The 17747-nt window shown below is 45.2% G+C and carries 17 protein-coding genes and 2 tRNA genes; 8 read left to right on the top strand and 11 right to left on the bottom strand.

Features of this window, described 5'->3' with window-relative positions:
* Positions 1-8 precede the first annotated feature (8 nt).
* The 3 genes from U0358_RS09225 to U0358_RS09215 form a co-directional block, all read right to left on the bottom strand.
* Positions 9-85 (bottom strand) — tRNA-Asn (locus U0358_RS09225).
* Between the two features lie 22 nt (positions 86-107).
* Positions 108-184 (bottom strand) — tRNA-Asn (locus tag U0358_RS09220).
* A 718-nt stretch (positions 185-902) separates the two neighbouring features.
* Positions 903-2090, bottom strand: coding sequence for a pyridoxal phosphate-dependent aminotransferase (locus U0358_RS09215; RefSeq protein WP_322406083.1), 1188 nt, complete (start codon positions 2088-2090; stop codon positions 903-905).
* Between the two features lie 133 nt (positions 2091-2223).
* Between U0358_RS09215 and U0358_RS09210 the strand changes: the two genes are divergently transcribed.
* From U0358_RS09210 to U0358_RS09195, 4 genes are all read left to right on the top strand, one after another.
* Positions 2224-3582, top strand: a complete 1359-nt coding sequence (locus tag U0358_RS09210) for an MATE family efflux transporter (RefSeq protein WP_322406082.1) — start codon at positions 2224-2226, stop codon at positions 3580-3582.
* Positions 3575-5608, top strand: coding sequence for an excinuclease ABC subunit UvrB (gene uvrB, locus U0358_RS09205; RefSeq protein WP_322406081.1), 2034 nt, complete (start codon positions 3575-3577; stop codon positions 5606-5608). The genes U0358_RS09210 and uvrB overlap by 8 nt, the downstream gene beginning before the upstream one ends.
* A gap of 99 nt (positions 5609-5707) precedes the next feature.
* Complete coding sequence (locus U0358_RS09200; RefSeq protein WP_317498793.1) at positions 5708-5926, top strand: DUF2061 domain-containing protein; 219 nt, start codon at positions 5708-5710, stop codon at positions 5924-5926.
* Positions 5856-6362, top strand: coding sequence for a DUF2919 family protein (locus U0358_RS09195; protein ID WP_322406080.1), 507 nt, complete (start codon positions 5856-5858; stop codon positions 6360-6362). Before U0358_RS09200 ends, U0358_RS09195 begins: the two co-directional genes overlap by 71 nt.
* 161 nt (positions 6363-6523) lie before the next feature.
* On the opposite strand, the gene U0358_RS09190 is transcribed toward U0358_RS09195, so the two are convergent.
* The 8 genes from U0358_RS09190 to U0358_RS09155 all read right to left on the bottom strand — a co-directional run bounded on the left by U0358_RS09190 (position 6524) and on the right by U0358_RS09155 (position 12334).
* Entirely contained in the window at positions 6524-6901 is a 378-nt protein-coding gene (locus U0358_RS09190; RefSeq protein WP_322406079.1) for a YchJ family protein, read from the bottom strand.
* A gap of 44 nt (positions 6902-6945) precedes the next feature.
* Complete coding sequence (locus U0358_RS09185; protein ID WP_317498796.1) at positions 6946-7551, bottom strand: DUF502 domain-containing protein; 606 nt, start codon at positions 7549-7551, stop codon at positions 6946-6948.
* 51 nt (positions 7552-7602) lie between these two features.
* Complete coding sequence (locus U0358_RS09180; protein WP_317498797.1) at positions 7603-8316, bottom strand: SIMPL domain-containing protein; 714 nt, start codon at positions 8314-8316, stop codon at positions 7603-7605.
* A 155-nt stretch (positions 8317-8471) separates the two neighbouring features.
* A complete protein-coding gene (locus U0358_RS09175; RefSeq protein ID WP_322406078.1) occupies positions 8472-9089 on the bottom strand; it encodes an outer membrane beta-barrel protein in 618 nt (205 codons plus the stop codon).
* A 96-nt stretch (positions 9090-9185) separates the two neighbouring features.
* Entirely contained in the window at positions 9186-9869 is a 684-nt protein-coding gene (locus tag U0358_RS09170) for a DNA-3-methyladenine glycosylase I (RefSeq protein ID WP_322406077.1), read from the bottom strand.
* A gap of 14 nt (positions 9870-9883) precedes the next feature.
* On the bottom strand, positions 9884-10573 hold the full coding sequence (locus tag U0358_RS09165; protein ID WP_322406076.1) for an aspartate/glutamate racemase family protein: 690 nt from the start codon (positions 10571-10573) through the stop codon (positions 9884-9886).
* A gap of 101 nt (positions 10574-10674) precedes the next feature.
* Complete coding sequence (locus tag U0358_RS09160; RefSeq protein ID WP_322406075.1) at positions 10675-11664, bottom strand: c-type cytochrome; 990 nt, start codon at positions 11662-11664, stop codon at positions 10675-10677.
* A 10-nt stretch (positions 11665-11674) separates the two neighbouring features.
* A complete protein-coding gene (locus U0358_RS09155) occupies positions 11675-12334 on the bottom strand; it encodes a c-type cytochrome (RefSeq protein ID WP_322406074.1) in 660 nt (219 codons plus the stop codon).
* Positions 12335-12434: 100 nt separating this feature from the next.
* Between U0358_RS09155 and U0358_RS09150 the strand changes: the two genes are divergently transcribed.
* The 4 genes from U0358_RS09150 (at position 12435) to betI (ending at position 17734) form a co-directional block, all read left to right on the top strand.
* The gene (locus U0358_RS09150) at positions 12435-13430 is read left to right on the top strand and encodes a hypothetical protein (protein WP_322406073.1); all 996 of its coding nucleotides are present in this window, start codon (positions 12435-12437) and stop codon (positions 13428-13430) included.
* Positions 13431-13651: 221 nt separating this feature from the next.
* Complete coding sequence (locus tag U0358_RS09145; RefSeq protein ID WP_322406072.1) at positions 13652-16012, top strand: TonB-dependent receptor domain-containing protein; 2361 nt, start codon at positions 13652-13654, stop codon at positions 16010-16012.
* A 77-nt stretch (positions 16013-16089) separates the two neighbouring features.
* Entirely contained in the window at positions 16090-17133 is a 1044-nt protein-coding gene (locus U0358_RS09140; protein WP_317498802.1) for an alkaline phosphatase D family protein, read from the top strand.
* A 22-nt stretch (positions 17134-17155) separates the two neighbouring features.
* Positions 17156-17734 (top strand): transcriptional regulator BetI, encoded by a 579-nt coding sequence (gene betI, locus U0358_RS09135; protein ID WP_317498803.1) that lies wholly within the window; start codon positions 17156-17158, stop codon positions 17732-17734.
* Positions 17735-17747 lie beyond the last annotated feature (13 nt).

Below are 17747 nucleotides of genomic sequence, written 5' to 3'. Positions count from 1 at the left end.
TCTAAATGTGGCTCCCCAGGTTGGATTCGAACCAACGACACATGGATTAACAGTCCACCGCTCTAACCAACTGAGCTACTGGGGAATTGAAAAAGTTGGATGTTGCTTGGCTCCCCAGGTTGGATTCGAACCAACGACACATGGATTAACAGTCCACCGCTCTAACCAACTGAGCTACTGGGGAACAACATTCAACGGCTGCGAATATTAAAGCTCATACGCAGGGGTGTCAACTATTCTACGAAGGTTTTTAAAGGAAAAAGGTCTGGTTGTCGAAAAAGTCAGCAAAATAGCGTTTTTAATCATATCAGCGCTAAAACAGGCGCCAATCGTTATTGATGACAATGTCAAGTGAGTGAAAAATATTTGGCTATAACATAAGTTCTATGTCTATAGCCGATCTCATTATCCACAGATATCTGAATGTCCCAGTAGATAACGGCTACATGATCTTATCCACGGAATCTGTGGATAACCTTGTGTCTAACTCTGTTAAGTTGTAAGAGTGGTGCGGGTTTTGAGGCATTTTCAGGTCTGGTTAAAAAATAACGCAGTAATTTAATTACTATAAAATACAATATGTTACGTTATTTTGATGAATAAACACTCATGTTGATGATTCCGTCACCAACCAATGCCTGAAGAATCAGCAACTTGTGTATTTCTTAGTGAATTTGACTAAAAAACGCGCCAAAAAATCTTTCTGAAAATAGGTTGATCGGGCTTGACTTTAATTAAATTGATCAGGATCTAATTGACTTTATTTGAGATGGGCTTTTAGTAATTTGTAATAAAACCATAAAAATAGAAAAGGGCAATATTGGCGTGATTTAAGCTGGAATGACTGTTCAATTAATAGGGTTTTGGCGCTCATTCAGGAAAATGGCGCCAAAACGTGTATTTTATAAACTTTCTGAGAAGTCTTTAATTCTCTTAACCGCTTCTTTTAATACATCCATGCTGGTCGCAAAGGACAGACGGCAATACCCATCGGTACCGAAAGCCGAGCCTGGCACTAAGGCTACGTTTGCTTCGGTGAGCAGTTTTTCGCAAAGTTCAACGTCACTGCTGACCTTAGCTTTAGCCATTAGTTCGTCAACCTGTGCGAACGCGTAGAAGGTGCCGTCACCGGGCACACAGTTAACGCCGTCGATGCTATTTAAGGCGTCTACCAGGTAGTCGTGACGCTCTTTAAATGCACTTACCATGGTATCAATGCAGCTCTGGTCACCATTTAATGCTGCCGCCGCCGCATACTGACTGATGCTGGTTGGGTTTGAAGTGCTTTGTGACTGCATTTTTTTCATGGCTGCAATAATAGGTTTAGGTCCGGCAGCATAACCGATGCGCCAGCCTGTCATTGCATAAGCTTTGGATACTCCGGTCAGAATAACGGTGCGATCTTTAAGATCCGGAGCCACCATAGGGAAGTTAGCAAAGGCGGAGTCACTCCAGAGGATATGTTCATACATATCGTCAGTGGCGATAAGTACTTTTGGATAGTCACGTAATACTTCAGCCAGAGCTTTCAGTTCGTCAGCCGTGTAGGCAGTTCCCGCTGGGTTAGACGGACTATTAATAAACATTAACCGGGTTTTATCGGTCAAGGCTTCGCGCAGTTGTTCTGGTGTGATCTTAAAGCGTTGATCAATGCCAGCTTTAACAATAACGGGCTTTGCACCAACCAGTTTGGTCATATCCGGATAAGAAACCCAATAAGGCGCGGGAATAATGACTTCATCACCCGGGTTTAACCAGGCACTGAGCAAATTAAAAATGCTGTGTTTGCCGCCGGCAGAGACAATAATTTCTTTGCGCTCGTAGCTTAGGTTATTGTCGCGTTCCAGCTTTTTAATGACCGCATCTTTTAGCTCGTCGATGCCATCGACCGCAGTGTATTTTGTTTTACCATCGCGAATCGCCTGAATAGCTGCTTCTTTAATAAAATCCGGTGTATCAAAATCTGGCTCGCCGACGCCCAGACCAATAACATCTTTGCCTTGTTGGCGTAATTCATTGGCTTTTTGAGTAACCGCCAGAGTCGGCGATGGTTGAATCGCATTGATACGATCAGAGAGTTGATAATCCACGTTCAGATCCTGTTTTTCGCAAGGGGTGAAATGCCCATTACTATACGGATAGCAATGGCTAAAGTCTATTCTCCGTAGCCACAAAGCGCAGTCTCATGTACACTATTCGGCTATCGAACTGAGGAGGGATTGAATGGCAGCTGCCGACGCATCAAGAAGTCTTATCAGCGCGCCGGTAGGACAAAAACTCTGGGAAATGACCTGGCCGGTTATTTTCGGTGTGGCCACTCTAATTAGTTTCAATGTTGTCGATACCTTCTTTATCAGTATGCTCGGAACAGACCCTCTTGCGGCTGTCAGCTTTACCTTTCCCGTTACTTTCACCGTTATAAGCCTGGCCATAGGTTTAGGTATAGGCACTTCTGCCGTCATTGCCCGTAAATACGGCTCAGACAGGCCGGAAGAGGCTCATTTTGACGGTTTTTCTGCGCTCTCCGTATCCGCCATATTAGTTGCTGCGTTGGCACTCTTTGGCTATCTGCTGATGGACCCGGTTTTCAGTTTATTGCAGGCACAGGAACGGCTAATGCCGTTGATACGGGAGTATATGACGCTCTGGTATCTGGGCTGCGTGATGTTGGTTACGCCTATGGTTGGGAATGCGGTTCTGCGAGCCGCCGGTGACACACGAACACCATCGCTTATTATGGCTTCCGGCGGCTTAGCTAACGCGATTTTTGATCCTATTTTAATTTTTGGGCTGGGGCCTATTCCTGCCATGGGGATCCAGGGCGCAGCACTGGCGAGTGTCATCTCTTGGTTCAGCGGTGTTTTTTTAGTCTTCTGGTTGTTGCGCCGGAATAAACTGGTGTCTTCAAAACCGCCGGGCGGCAGATTGTTTATTGATGCCTGGATAAAGTCCGCCAGAGGTATTTTAAAAATAGGTATGCCGGCAGCCAGCGCCAATATGCTGACACCATTAGCTATGTCAGTGATGACTGCTATTGTCGCATCTTATGGTGCACCGGCCGTAGCAGCGTTCGGTGTCGGTTCCCGACTGGAGTCACTGGCCAGCGTCATTATACTGGCGTTGTCTATGTCACTGCCGCCATTAATTAGTCAGAATTACGGTGCAGATCGTATTGATCGGGTGAAAGAAGCCTACCGGACAGCGTTAAAAGCGGTGTTGGCCATTCAGGCGGTCATTTATTTACTGATGCTGGTAACCGCACACTGGATAGCTCAGGTATTTGCTGAAGAGCAAGCGGTTGCCGACATTGTTAAGCTCTTTATTTATATCATGCCTTTGGGTTACGGGTTGCAGGGTATTATTATACTGACCAATTCCAGCTTTAATGCTGTGCACCGGCCAATGAACGCGTTGTGGTTAAGTATCATTCGCTTATTTGTTTTATTCGTACCGCTCTCTTATTTGGGGAGTGTACTCGCTGATTTAACTGGTTTATTCATTGGCGGTGTGGTCGCTAATCTGTTTACCGCTGTTATTGCGTATTGGTGGTTTTCACGCGAGTTGAGGAGAGAACGTGGCTAAAAAATTTGAACTGGTTTCTAAATACAAGCCGGCGGGTGACCAGCCCAAAGCCATTGAGTCGCTGCTCGATAATCTGGACGCCGGTTTGGCGCATCAGGTGCTTTTGGGCGTAACAGGTTCAGGTAAAACCTTTACCATGGCGAACGTAATTGAACGCTCGCAGCGTCCTACGTTAATACTGGCACACAATAAAACCCTGGCGGCTCAGCTTTATGGTGAGATGAAAGAGTATTTCCCCAATAACGCGGTAGAATATTTTGTCTCTTACTATGACTACTATCAGCCCGAAGCTTACGTGCCGACAACCGATACGTTCATTGAGAAAGACGCCTCAATTAACGACCACATAGAGCAAATGCGTTTGTCAGCTACCAAGGCTCTGATGGAACGCCGTGACGTGGTTCTGGTTGCCTCGGTATCGGCTATTTACGGTCTGGGTGACCCTGAGTCTTACATGAAAATGATGCTGCATTTACGTCGTGGTGACATTATCGATCAACGTGATGTTCTGCGGCGTTTGGCTCAGTTGCAGTATAAGCGAAACGACGCAGCGTTCGAGCGCGGTACTTATCGGGTGCGTGGCGATGTGATTGATATATTTCCGGCCGAGTCAGAAGAAATAGCGGTGCGCCTGGAGCTGTTTGACAGCGAAGTAGATCGCATTAGCTTTTTCGAGCCTTTAACCGGACAGGTTACGGAAAAAGACGTTGCGCGCGCCACAATTTATCCGAAAACGCATTATGTCACGCCGCGAGAAGTGCTGGTCAAAGCCATTGAAAAGATAAAAGATGAGCTGAAAGATCGTCGCGATATTCTGCTTAAGCAAAATAAACTCATAGAAGAGCAGCGGATTAATCAACGGACTCAGTTTGATATTGAAATGATGCTGGAGCTTGGTTATTGCTCGGGCATTGAAAACTACTCACGTTATTTATCCGGTCGTGCACCGGGCGAGCCGCCGCCAACCTTAATGGACTATTTACCTGATGAGGCACTGCTGATTATTGATGAGTCGCACGTTACTGTCTCGCAGGTTGGTGCTATGTATAAAGGTGACCGATCGCGTAAAGAAAACCTGGTGGAATACGGTTTCCGTTTACCGTCAGCGCTGGATAACCGGCCGCTTAAATTTGATGAGTTTGAGGCTATAGCGCCACAAACCCTATATGTGTCAGCGACACCCGGCAAGTATGAATTAGAGCGCAGTGGTAATGAAGTGGTTGAGCAGGTTGTCAGGCCGACAGGGTTGATTGACCCGCAGATAGAAGTGCGTCCGGTTGCCACCCAGGTGGATGATTTAATGTCTGAAATACGCTTGCGGACAGAGGTCGGCGAGCGGGTTTTAGCGACAACGTTGACCAAAAAGATGTCGGAAGATTTAGCCGATTATCTGGATGAACATGGCATAAAAGTGCGTTACTTGCACTCGGACATTGACACCGTTGAACGTATGGAAATTATCCGTGACTTGCGTCTGGGTAAGTTTGATGTGTTGGTGGGTATTAACTTGCTGCGGGAAGGTCTGGATATGCCGGAAGTATCGCTGGTCGCGATATTAGATGCCGATAAAGAAGGCTTCCTGCGTTCCGATCGCTCGTTAATTCAGACGATTGGTCGTGCCGCACGTAATGTTAACGGCCGGGCTATTTTATACGCTGACCGTATTACCGGCTCAATGCAACGCGCGATGGATGAAACTGACCGTCGCCGCGAGAAGCAAATTGCTTACAACAAAGAGCACGGTATTACCCCACAAGGGCTGAATAAAGACATCACTGACGTAATGGACTTGGGACAGGGCTCAGCCAAAGCACGTCAGAGTAAGGCTGAAAAAGCGCTGGCTGAAGTGGCCTCCGGTTACGATGCCCGCACGGTAGTGGTTAAAGACGCGAAAGCCGTTATGAAAGAAATCGATGCCAAAGAGAAAGAGATGTATAAAGCGGCGCAGAACCTTGAGTTTGAACAAGCGGGTAAACTGCGCGATGAAGTTGCTGAACTGCGCGAACAGCTTAAACGAGCGGTTTAAAAGTAAATACCCTGCAACGAACAGGGTTATCGCTTTTATCAATTAGCTGCAATAATCCTAATCGGCAATAATTAGTAAAAGTCGAAGTGGGAGATTGTTATGAAAGACGCAGTAAAAACAGCATCATTTGGTATCATGCATTTTACCATCGCCTTTGGCGTAGTCTGGTTAATGACAGGCGACGTGGTGCTTGGTGGTGCCATTGCTCTGATTGAACCTTTAGTGAATACAGTAGGTTACTATTTCCATGAAAAAATCTGGCAGCGAGGCGACAAGCGCCGGGCAGCGATTGGTAGAGAGAGCACGATACCTGGATAAAGAGGGCCGGGCGAGTATCCCGCTCTCGCTCCTGCTGGTACTTCTATTTGAAATGCGTGGTTATGTCGCCGCCATCATATCTCTGACCTTTTCTGAAGACCGAACTCGATTATTGAAACTCTTCTACACCAGTTCAGAGCAATTTGGCCTGATGCTGCTGATAGGGCTGCCTGCTTTAATTGTTTTGCTGGCAACCACCTTTGTCGGCGAAGACAAACCTAACTGGGCAAATAGATTAATGCGTTTTGCGCAACCTCTGTTATTACTTTCTTTGGTTTTTGATGCGATACTTATTTCCTGGTTATTCATTGAACAGCATGGTGCTTTTTCATTTGGACGAGCCGCAATTGTTTTTAGTTGGTTTATTTGTGCTTGGTATTTAATAAAGTCCAGACATTGGCGCTTTTATCGACAGCATCTGATTAATATAGAATAACCATAGTAAAGGTAGTTGATTTTTAAGGTTTAACGTTCTCTCTCAGCCCGATTTTATTTCGAAGCTCGTCAAATATCTGGCTGACTTTGGGGCTGGCTACTCCAGCGTTACTCGGTTGGCCTATTACCTCATTGATAAGATAAAACTGAACAGCGACTGTCTTAACTTGTCTGGCCGGTTAAGTAATACCACTTACCGTCTTCGAAAATAAAATCAGATTTTTCTTCCATAAAAGCAATATCATCCCCGTTACGATAAAATGCGCGGAAATGCACCTGTCCTTTATTCTGATCTACGCTGGAGGAAATAACTTGCAGTTTAAGCCAGTTTGGTGAGTCGCTTAAATCGAGAAATGCGGGGCGGTAGCTGCTATGCCATGTCGCTTCTAAGTAGCCTGCTAAGCGTCCGACAAAGGCACTGTACCGTGAACGCATTAAGGCTTCAGGTGATGACGCAAGCGATTCTCCATTATGATATGGATAGCAACAATTTTGATAGGTTTTATCGAAGCCGCAAGGGCAGGGTTCAGATAGTTTCATAGCGCGAACTTTACCAGCACGCGCGCTGATTTCAACTGCAATTTTTAATCTATTTTGCCAGAATGATTTTTGCCCAGACCACCACTTATTGTCAGCTGCAGGGCATCGGCAGGTTTCATAGTCAGTGACTCAATACAATCCGCCGGCACAATGACCATATAGCCGCCGACGTTATAACTCATGGGCAAAAATACCGCCACCTGGTCGCCTTCCATCAATTCCGACAGGCGGTCACCCTTAATACCGCTTTTCTTGGTGACAATACCAATAAGCCGCAGTTTGCTGCCAGGCAGTGTGACTAATACAACAGATTCTTCAGCGAAGTTTTTGCCTGACATCATTTCAAAGATATCGTTAATGGTACCGTAAAGACTGCGCAGCAGTGGTAGCCGGTTGATGAGCTTTCCGGGAAGTTGCCAGAGAGAATCAATGAAATTCCAGCGGGAGCTAAAACCAATAAGCAGGGCTATACCTAAAAAGCTGATAAAGGCGAGCCCCGGAAAATATGAAGATTTCCCCAGTAAGGTTATCCATATTGGTTTAAGCCAGGTTTCGATGGTAACTAACAGCCATTGCAGTAACGCAAAGGTCACAACAATGGGCAGTAAAATGGCTAACCCTTTAAACAGATACTGCAAAGTTCGTTTCATTATCTAAAAAGCCTTTTGGCACAGAGTTAGCCGCATTGTGAAACGAATAAATCAATCGGACAAGTAATATTCTATGGTGGATACAACCCGCACATTTTTCAGGTGAGGATTGTGTCGGTCGCGAGCACTGATACTAAACTGCCCCTGACGCGCCTGTTTGATTTTTCCCAGTTGAGAGTTTGAGTCTGTAGCGAATTTTTCTGCGACTTCCCGGGCTTTTTTTGTGGCCTCTTCTATCATTTCAGGCTTTACTTCATTCAGCCGGGTAAACAAGTATTCCGGTTGCGCCTGATAATCGTCGCTGCTGAGGACAATACCTTCCTTACCCAAGTCAGCAAGGTCACCCATAACGCGGCGAACCTGCTCAACCTTATTGGAGTAGACCGTAATGGCCTGTGTGGCGGTATAACGAAATTCTGCCGGTTGAGATGAACCGTAACGTTGGGCCGATTTATCGGTAATCGAAGGCGCTGACGAGGATATTTCGTCCTGCTCAATGCCTTTTTCCCGTAAGAAGGCGATGACCTTTTTATTGGAGGTCTCCATGGTTTCATAAATTTCTGATAAGTCGTTGCTGGCTGCGGTAAATTGAATAGGCCAGATAATTGTGTCGGCGAGGTACTCGCGTTCAGACAACCCCTTGACGGTCACGCTACGCTCCATCGATTTATGCTCAAGCACGGCATTTGAGCCGATGATGCCAATAACTATAAAGCTAATGATTAGCGAGATGCCTAATATCAGAGTATTTTTGGTTGAGCTCATCAAAATCCCCAGAGTTGTTTGAAAAAATGGCTTGCGATATCGCGTTGTCGTATAACTATGCACTTTTCTACTTATAGGTGACAGGCGGTAATTGATCCAGTGAAAATTTGACCCCGCTGCCGTTAAGCAGCAGGGTGGAAGGACAGTTTAGCGAATTAAAATGAATAACGGACCGTAGCGCTTAGGCTATCAACATCCAGATCCTGAGCTTCTCTATGGGTTTCATAGCCAAGACCGACAGAGACGTTTTTCGTAACGTGATAGAAAGCGGAAAGGTTAAAGCGAATAAGTTCTTCGTCAAACGCTACATAATCGAGTTTCGCGTCAACTTCAACGCTCGGAGTCAGCATAGAACGAAGTCCAATACCGACACCCCAGGTTTTGTCAGAAATCGATCCTGGCAGGCCTGGAACTGAGGAGTCTCTCTCAACACGCTCAAAAGACGCCGTCGCGTATAAATCTGTCGTTTCCGTTAAGTGTTTGTACGAGCCAATACCTGCGGACAGAAAGTCGATATCTAAATCGAAACCTGAGTCATCATTGGAGACAGAGTCGAAATCTGAAAATACGAAAAGGTTATCTAAAACGACCAGATCCGGGTTAATAGCGGCCGAACCGCCGACTCTAAATCCGTCAAAAGAAAGATCACCAGCTCCATCAACGCCAACATCGGTATCAAGATAAGACGCATCAACTTTATTCCAGTTAGGGGTCTCAGCTAGAACAGCGCCAGGTAAGGTCAGCATTGCCAATGCAATTACAGTTTTTCTCATAAATCGCTCCTTGGTTGAGAAAAGCGGGCAATATACCTTTAATAGCTAAGTGCTTCAATTTGTTTATATTTAACCTATCTGAAGATTGACCGACGTCTAATCGCCGACGCTGTAGGACAGGATTCGTGACAAATGACTGTAAGGCAGTTGGGTTTGTTCGTGCCAGCGGTTGAATGCGCTCTGGGCTTGTTTCAGTCCCTTTTGACTGGTGGGGGAAGCGTCTATTAGCTTGTAGTTGGTCAACGCGGTGACAACGTCATTAGAAAGAATAAAACCATCCCAGCCAAGCTCGCGCAAAACATACTGTGGGGTAACGCCGCCTAAGCGTGAACCGTTCTTTTTAAGATAATGCAGCAACTCCGCTTGCTGGCTCGGTGGCCATTGAGCCAGAAACTGACCAAAACAGCCGTACTCTTCAGATACTTCCACAATCATGCGTGCGTTAGCGGGCACGGTATTTATCTTTTGCTGGTTGCGGACAATACGTTCATCTTTGGATAGTTCTTCTAAGACTTCTGGTGGCACTTGTTGCCAGTAGAGAGGTACAAAGCCTTTAAAGGCATCTTCAAAGCCCGGCCACTTCGCTTCAATAATACGCCAGACAAAACCGGCGCGGAAAATACAACGGGTGATGGTTGATAAAATGACCCGGTCATCCAGCTGTTTCAGCTCGCTTACAGGCGTTATTTTGGGCATGCGTGCGAGCACAGCGCTTTCGCCGCCTTTACGCTGGCAGGCTCTGTCAAAGAAACGGGAAAAGTCGGTTGTTATATCGGTCATTGTCTTCCTGCTTTTTAATCTAGCATCCAGTCTGCAATGGCGCGGCAATGAAGTTCGGTGGTATCGAAAAGTGGCAGGGCAGAATGTTCCTGCTGAACCAGTAAACCAATTTCAGTGCAGCCTAAAATAACGCTTTGTGCCCCTTGCGCTGCCAGGTCTTCAATAATTCTTAGGTATTGTTTGCGCGCATTATCAGTAAACTGGCCATGACACAGTTCTTTAAAAATAATGCTGTCGACTGTATTACCGTCACTTTCCCCGGGTATCAGCACCTTAATGTTTTGCTGCTCAAGACGATCTTTATAAAAAGGTTGCTGCATGGTGAAACGTGTACCCAGTAACCCGGCCTGGTTGACGTTGTTTTGTTTAAGATGGTCCGCAACAGCGTCGACAATGTGCAGTAAGGGCAGTTTAACGGCATCTTCCACTTGTGGAGCCACTTTATGCATTGTATTTGTCGCTATAACAATGCATTCGGCACCCGCGGACTCAAGTTGTCTGGCCTTACCGATAAGAGCCCGCGCCGCTGCGTCCCAGTCGCCCTGACTTTGCATTTTTTCAATAGGCGCAAAGTCAACGCTGGCAAGCAGGAGCTCTGCGCTGTGCAGACCACCAAGTCGTTCATTCACTAGCTGGTTCAAACGCTTATAATAAGTACTGGTTGATTCCCAGCTCATACCACCAATAACGCCGACTGTTTTCATGAAGGATCTCCGCAATAGGCTTTTAAATACAGCCTACCGCAGTTCTCCTATTAAGTTAATTCCAGGGTTAACTTTACCTCACGCGTTTGAATACTGTTCGTTTAGTCAAATGAACGAGACTTAAGGATCTCCGGTTTTAAGAAAGGTTTCTCACCGGTGTTGTCATGGTCACCCAAGACTTTTCCGTTTATCTCTTGTCCGTATAAAGACCATTGATAAAAATTCTTATATTTTTCTCTGGTCTCTTGTATATCGCCTGTGTAACGAGGGTCCTGTGGACGTTCGTGTGCGTTGATGAAATACGCGACATTCCAGGCTTCTTTATGACTTAAGCGGCCAGGTTGGCCTAATGGCATATTGTTCTGAATAAATGACGCTGCGGTAAATACTCGAGTCATACCTGCGCCCCAGTTATATGAACCGTCGCCCCATAAAGATGGGAAAACAACATCACCGTCGACTGTTTTGCCTTGGCCATTTTGGCCGTGACAGACCGCACAGTTTTCCTCATAGACTTTTTTACCTGCATCGAAGCTAATATCCTCAGGCATTTGCTTTCCTAAGTGGTTAAAACCTCGTCCGGCAATATTGCTATCGTATACTTTTGCGCCTTTAGCCATGTACTGATGATAGGCAACCATCGCCAGCATGTCGTCACTGCCATACTCAGGCGGCTTACCATTCATAGAAAAGGAAAAGCAGCCGGCGATACGTTCTTCCAGCGAGTTAACATGTTGGTTTTTACCGCGAAAGTCAGGCAGCGTGGTTGCTGCAGGCCAAACCGGACCCGCCCAGGGCTTACGACCTTCCCCCATGTGACACGACTTACAGTCCATATCATTAAATACATACTTACCGCGATATTGCTGTGTATTCATGAACATGTCGCGACCTTTTAGAATAACTTTCCGAAGTTCTCTATGAAGGTTTGGGTCGTTCTCAATATCGCTTAGTGTCGGTGCTTTATGAACATATTTCCCTTCGTCGAAATCAGGTAATTTTACCTCGCCCGGTGACTGTGACTGCGCGATAGCAAGGCCGGCAATAGAAATTCCAATTAAAGATAAAGTTACTTTTAGTGAAGTATCCATAGTTGAACTCCTATTCTGCAGCTGGTATTGAAGCAAGATAAGCTGAAACCGCTTCGATTTGTTCATCGTTTAGCCGCTTCGCCACAGCTTCCATAAGCTGAACTTTATCCGTTTTACGGTCGCCGTTTTTCCAGCCATTAATTTGTTGCTTGATGTAGCTGGCATGCTGACCCGCTATGCCCGGAAAGTTTTCATCAACGCCTTGGTTATTAGGACCATGGCAACTGCTGCACGGGGGGATGTATTCATCCCAGTTGCCAATATTGACCAAACTCTCGCCTTGCTCCAAAAGCTCGGCATTAGCATTACTTGCGGTGCTCGCTGGTTTATCCAGACTCGCGTAATAAGCTGCGATATCCTGCAGTTGTTGGTCATCGAAGTTGTCTATATTCATGGACATGACCGCATTTTTTCGATCACCCGTCTGGTAAGCTCTTAACTGTCGGTATAGGTATTGCTCATTCATTCCGGCAATGTATGGGAATGCACCGGCTGCATTACCTTCGCCATTAGGCCCGTGACATGCCATGCAGGGAGCACCGCTACCATCACCTTTTGTTGATAATTGCTGACCTGATTCAGGATTTCCTTGAGCTGAGGCGTCAAAAGAGGCTCCAAAAAGTAGAGCCGCTATTCCACAAATTATTGCTAATCCTTGTTTCTTAATCATAGTAATACCCTATATTTAATGACGATTATAATAGTCATTATAGTAGTAGATAATTTATTATAGCCATATTAATTGTGAGGTTATTGAAGAAGGGTTAACTATGAGACTTTCGAAGCTTGCGATTGCATTACTTTCGGGAGGTTTTTGGATTGCTTCTGCACAAGCGGAAACGAGACTTTCGAGCCAGCTGTTCATTAATGCAAGTAATATTCAACAGCAAAACCTGGACTTAGAGGCAGAAGGCTGGGAACTGGATTTAAAACGTTTTTATTTCGACGTTAACCATAAGTTCAATGAAAAATGGAGCGCACTAGTGACGACTGACGTTCAGTGGCGCCGCCAAAGCGATCCGACCGACGTTTGGTTCCGCCATGCTTATATTCAACGTACGCTACCTGACGGACAGCTTCTGCAAATAGGTGTAGCACCATTGCCCTGGATTGATTATATTGCCCGCAAAGTGGGTTACCGCTATGTCGACCCAAGCCTGACGCCAATGAATCAGTTTGCGGGACCTACAGATTTGGGTGTTCATTATCAGGCAAACGGGAAGAGCTTCAGCTATGCGGTCTCAGTGGTGAGCGGTGGCGGCTTTAAAAAGCCGCGCATTGGTGATTCCGCCGATGCAGAAGCTTATGCGGCGTGGCATATCACACCAGCGTTAGATATTGCGCTGGGGGCTTACCGCGGTACACGAACTCAGGATAAGGACGATGCGCCTAAAATAAATACAGCAGAAAGGTTCAATGCATCGATAAATTATCAAGTAAAAGACATTCGACTAGGCGTTGAATACGTACATAACAATAACTGGGGACAGGTGGCTACACTTGTCGAAGACGCCAAAAGTGGCTGGGGAAGTTGGGCTAGTTATCGGTATCAGCCTCAGTATTCTGTTTTCGTCCGATACGATAGGACGAACCCCAGCCGTCAGCTTAATCCTGCTTACGAGAAAAATTACCTTCAAATAGGATGGGACTGGAAAGTTGCGCCTTACGTTACCGTCGCTTTAGTTGCTAAACAGGTTGAAGAAAGTAGTAAGGAATTTGAGCGTGACTCCTATGAATTTGGTTTGTGGAGTATGTGGAACTTTTAAATACCTGCCTTAAGTTAGAGCAAACCTTTTGTTTTAAAATAAAATTATAGATTTTCTTACTCCTGCCTAAAAGGTGTTGATTAAAAATTAAACTTATTTTAATTGAGCGTTCAATTAGTTAAGTTTGATTTTAATTGAACGATCAATTAACCTTAACGCCGTTGTCACATTAGACTCATATATTAAGGAACTTCACTACAACAAAAGAAATGGGAACTTTTATGAAAACTTATGTGCCTATGAAGCAAAGTTTAATTGCACTCTCTGTACTATCAGCATTATCTGCTACCTCTCTGCCAGCAATGGCGCAGGACAACCAAAATCAGAAAGCAGAAGAAAAAGAACAGATGGAAGCCATTGTCGTTACAGGCCGCAGTGTCTCATACGCCAATAACGCAGCTTCTGCTGAAATGAAAAAGCAACAAACTCCAATGACCAGCGCTCTGGCAATGGTTGATAACCTGCCTGGTGTGTTGGTTAACGAAGGTGACCCCTTTGGCTCTGATGAATGGTCAACCAGTATTTCGATTCGCGGTTTTCAATTAGATTTGGAATCTCAGCAAATTGGCATGACTGTAGACGGTATCTCTAATGGTAATTCAAATTACGGCGGTGGTACCAAAGCCAGCCGTTATATTGATACTGAAAACTTGCGCGGTACTGAAGTTTCTCAAGGAACGTCAGACATCAGTTCACGTTCAAATGAGGCTCTGGGCGGCACTCTGAACTTTACAACCATTCGCCCAGCCTATGAAGAACAGTTTACTGTCAGTACAACCATTGGTGAACATAACGCACAAAAACTTTATGCGCGTTACGATACCGGCGAAATTGCAAAAGACACTTTTGCCTGGTTCTCTTTGTCGAGCCAACAAAACGATGACTATATGGACGGCTCTGCGACTAATACCCGTGATCACGCAGAAGGAAAAATTATTAGTCGTCTGGGTGATGTCGACTTAACTGGTTATTTCAGTTATGACGATGCGCAAGAATATACCTACCAGCGGGTTTATGGGCTAGAGCAGTATGAACAGAACTCTAATTGGGATGGCTTAACTGAGAACTGGACTGGTATCCCTCATCAGGATCAAGTATGGCGTCAAGGCTGGGTCACTGAGCGTGAGAATCTATTTGGTTACTTGAAAGCTGATTTTATGCTGGGTCAAGTCGATGTCAGTACCAATGTTTATTACCATGAGAATGAAGGAACAGGGAAATGGCTGCCGCCTTATGTAGTTGATGTTACTGAGGACGGAACAGGAAACCCGCATTCTGAGCTTGATGCTTCCACGACTGCTTACGCTGGTTCGCAAAATGGTAAGATTCATTTCGTTAATAGAAACGGCGAGTCTTTGTCGCCTAAACCAGGCTGTGAAAGTTCTTTGAGCTTCCCTTATAGCAATGATGATCCAGCGCTTGATCCGGGGTGCTATGAGCAAGGAGCAATGGCGGTTAGTTCACAACGTCACTCACACTACGAGAAGCAGCGTTATGGTGTGAATGCAGACTTTGTTTGGGATACCACAATTGCCGGTATGGCGAACACATTGCGAGGTGGTTTCTGGTACGAAGACTATCAGCGTGATGAATACCGTGATTTTCATAAAACGATTGATGCCTCTGTTAGCGCCAGAATCGAAAGCAACCCATATTGGGTGCAGTACAGCCGGGAATTTCCAGTAGAAACTTTAATGTACTATATTGAAGACGAACTGGATGCAGGCTTTGCCAAGTTCCGCCTTGGTGCTAAAAAATTCGATGTTGAAGTATCAAAAGAAGATCAGTTTAATCCAGAAAATAACCTCGAGGTGTCTTCTGACTCAGACGCACTGCTATCAGCTGGTTTTGTAGCACCTTTGCCCGTTAGAGGTTTAGAACTTTTCGGTGGGTATGCAGAGAACTTCGCAGCTATTAAGGATTCTGTCTTAGAAGAACCGGACCGCGATGTTAGCTCAATTGAACCAGAAACCGCCGATAATATTGATTTAGGTTTGCGCTATTCAACTCCCGGCTTTAACGCCAGTTTAACCTACTATGATATTACTTTTGAAAACCGTATTACCTTTATTAGTGTTGAAGACGCTGATGGTATCGATTATTTAGAAGAAGCAGCTGGAAGCTATGTTAATACGGGTGGCGTTGAGTCAAGCGGTATTGAAGCTTCACTGGATTACAACATCAGTAATAACTGGGGCGTTTACGTGTCTTACACAAAAAATGACTCTACTTATGAAGATGAAGAGTTCCGCGGTAACACCGTACTGGGAAGTGCTCAGGACATGGCAGTTGTTAGTTTTGATTACACGAAAGAAGACTTCTATGCCGGCCTTAGCACCAAGTATGTTGGTGAGCGCTATTTAGACCAGGCAAATACTCAGGAGACTGATTCTTATGTCGTGAGTGATTTCTACATTGGTAAGACACTTTACTCCGATAATGACGGCGCAATTGACAGTTTAGAGCTTAGTTTTACTATCAATAATGTCTTTGATGAAGAGTATCTTGGTACTATCGCTCCGGGAGCGGGCTGGATTGGCGCGCCACGTACCGCAGCACTTAATGCCAAATTGATATTTTAAGAAACCCGGAAGGTCACATGCGGTAATTACCGCATGTGACCTTTTTATTTTAGGGCGAGAATAGGTCTTAATAAATAATGTATAAATTAATTGCACTATCTGGATTGCTACTTAGTAGCTCAGTTTTTGCTGAGGTACCCAGTCGAATTTTATTCGGCTCATGTTCGCATCAAGACAAAGAAATGCCCATATTTAAGAGTATTATTCAGGATCAACCGGAAGTTTTTGTTTTTCTTGGTGATAACGTATACGGCGATACTGAAGATATGTCTGAACTCAAGCAGAAATATAAAAAGCTGGGCGCGAATTCTGGTTTTAAAAACTTGAAAGAACAGGCTGAGTTGATTGCTATTTGGGACGATCATGATTACGGCGCTAACGACGCGGGAAAAAACTATCCTGAAAAAGAAGCGTCCCGCCAAATCATGCTGGACTTTTGGGAAGAACCTGAAAATTCACCCAGGCGGACTCGTGAACACGGCATATATACTTCTTATACCTATGGTGAAGGAGAAGAAAGTATTCACGTTATTTTGCCTGACTTGCGCTGGAACCGAGACGACATCGCTCATGTAACCCGGTCTGAATATTCAAATGAGCGCGCTCCCAAAAATATGGGGCCATACATTCCCGATGACACTAACAGTGCGACTATGATCGGCGAAAAACAATGGGAGTGGCTAGAAAAAGAACTGCAAAAGCCAGGCAGAATAAAAGTGATTGGCTCAAGCCTTCAGCTTCTGGCAGACTTTACGGGTTGGGAGTCTTGGGCTAACTTCCCGGCAGATCGTCAACGCTTGTTTGATTTGATAAAAAAACACGAAGTAAACGGTGTTATTTTAATTAGCGGAGACACACACTGGGGTGAGGTCAGTTATTACGATGAAAATTTAGATTACCCTTTATGGGAAGTAACCTCCTCCGGTCTAACCCAGGAATGGAAAAACGTCAGCCCGAATAAGCACCGAGTTGGTCAGCCAATAAGTACCGTAAACTATGGCGCGCTAGATGTGGACTGGGAGAAACAAGACCCCGTCATAACATTAGGGCTCTACGACGAAACGGGCGATGTAGTCAATGAACATCGTTTTAGGCTCTCAACGTTGGAACCTTACGACTAAACTTAAACTATGTGAGAAAGCTATGCCGAAAGTAGGAATGGAATCGATGCGTCGTCAACAACTTATCGATGCCACAATCAATGTCGTTGCTGATGTTGGTTTAAAAGGAGCGACAATTAATTTAATAGCACGTCGCGCTGGAATGTCGTCAGGTATTATCAGTCATTATTTTGGTGGTAAGCAGGCATTAATAGAAGCTTCGGTTCGGTATTTGCTTTCTCAGTTAAAAATGGAGAATTCGCCGGATAATCCTTATGACCGGCTGATGAAAATAGTGGATTTAAACTTTTCCGATGTACAACAGGCTGATCCCAGCACAAAAACATGGCTAAGTTTTTGGGGACAGTCAATGCATGATACGGATCTCTATCGGCTACAGGAGCTGAACAAGCGTCGGCTCGTTAGTAATTTACGTTATAGCTATAAACAATTACTGGATACTGAAAGCGCAAAGGAAGCCGCCGAAGTTACAGCCGCATTAATTGATGGATTCTGGTTGCGCTGTGCCTTGAGCAGGGCCAACTCGGAAAAGTTCAGATTGGCAAAGAAGTACTGTAAAAAATATATTAATGGCGTGCTTGAACAGCATGGCGTTAATTGAAATAAGCCTAAAT

Origin of the sequence: Idiomarina sp. PL1-037 (assembly GCF_034422975.1) — a bacterium.
Classification (GTDB): Bacteria; Pseudomonadota; Gammaproteobacteria; order Enterobacterales; family Alteromonadaceae; genus Idiomarina.
This window is presented reverse-complemented; position numbering and strand designations above follow the sequence as displayed.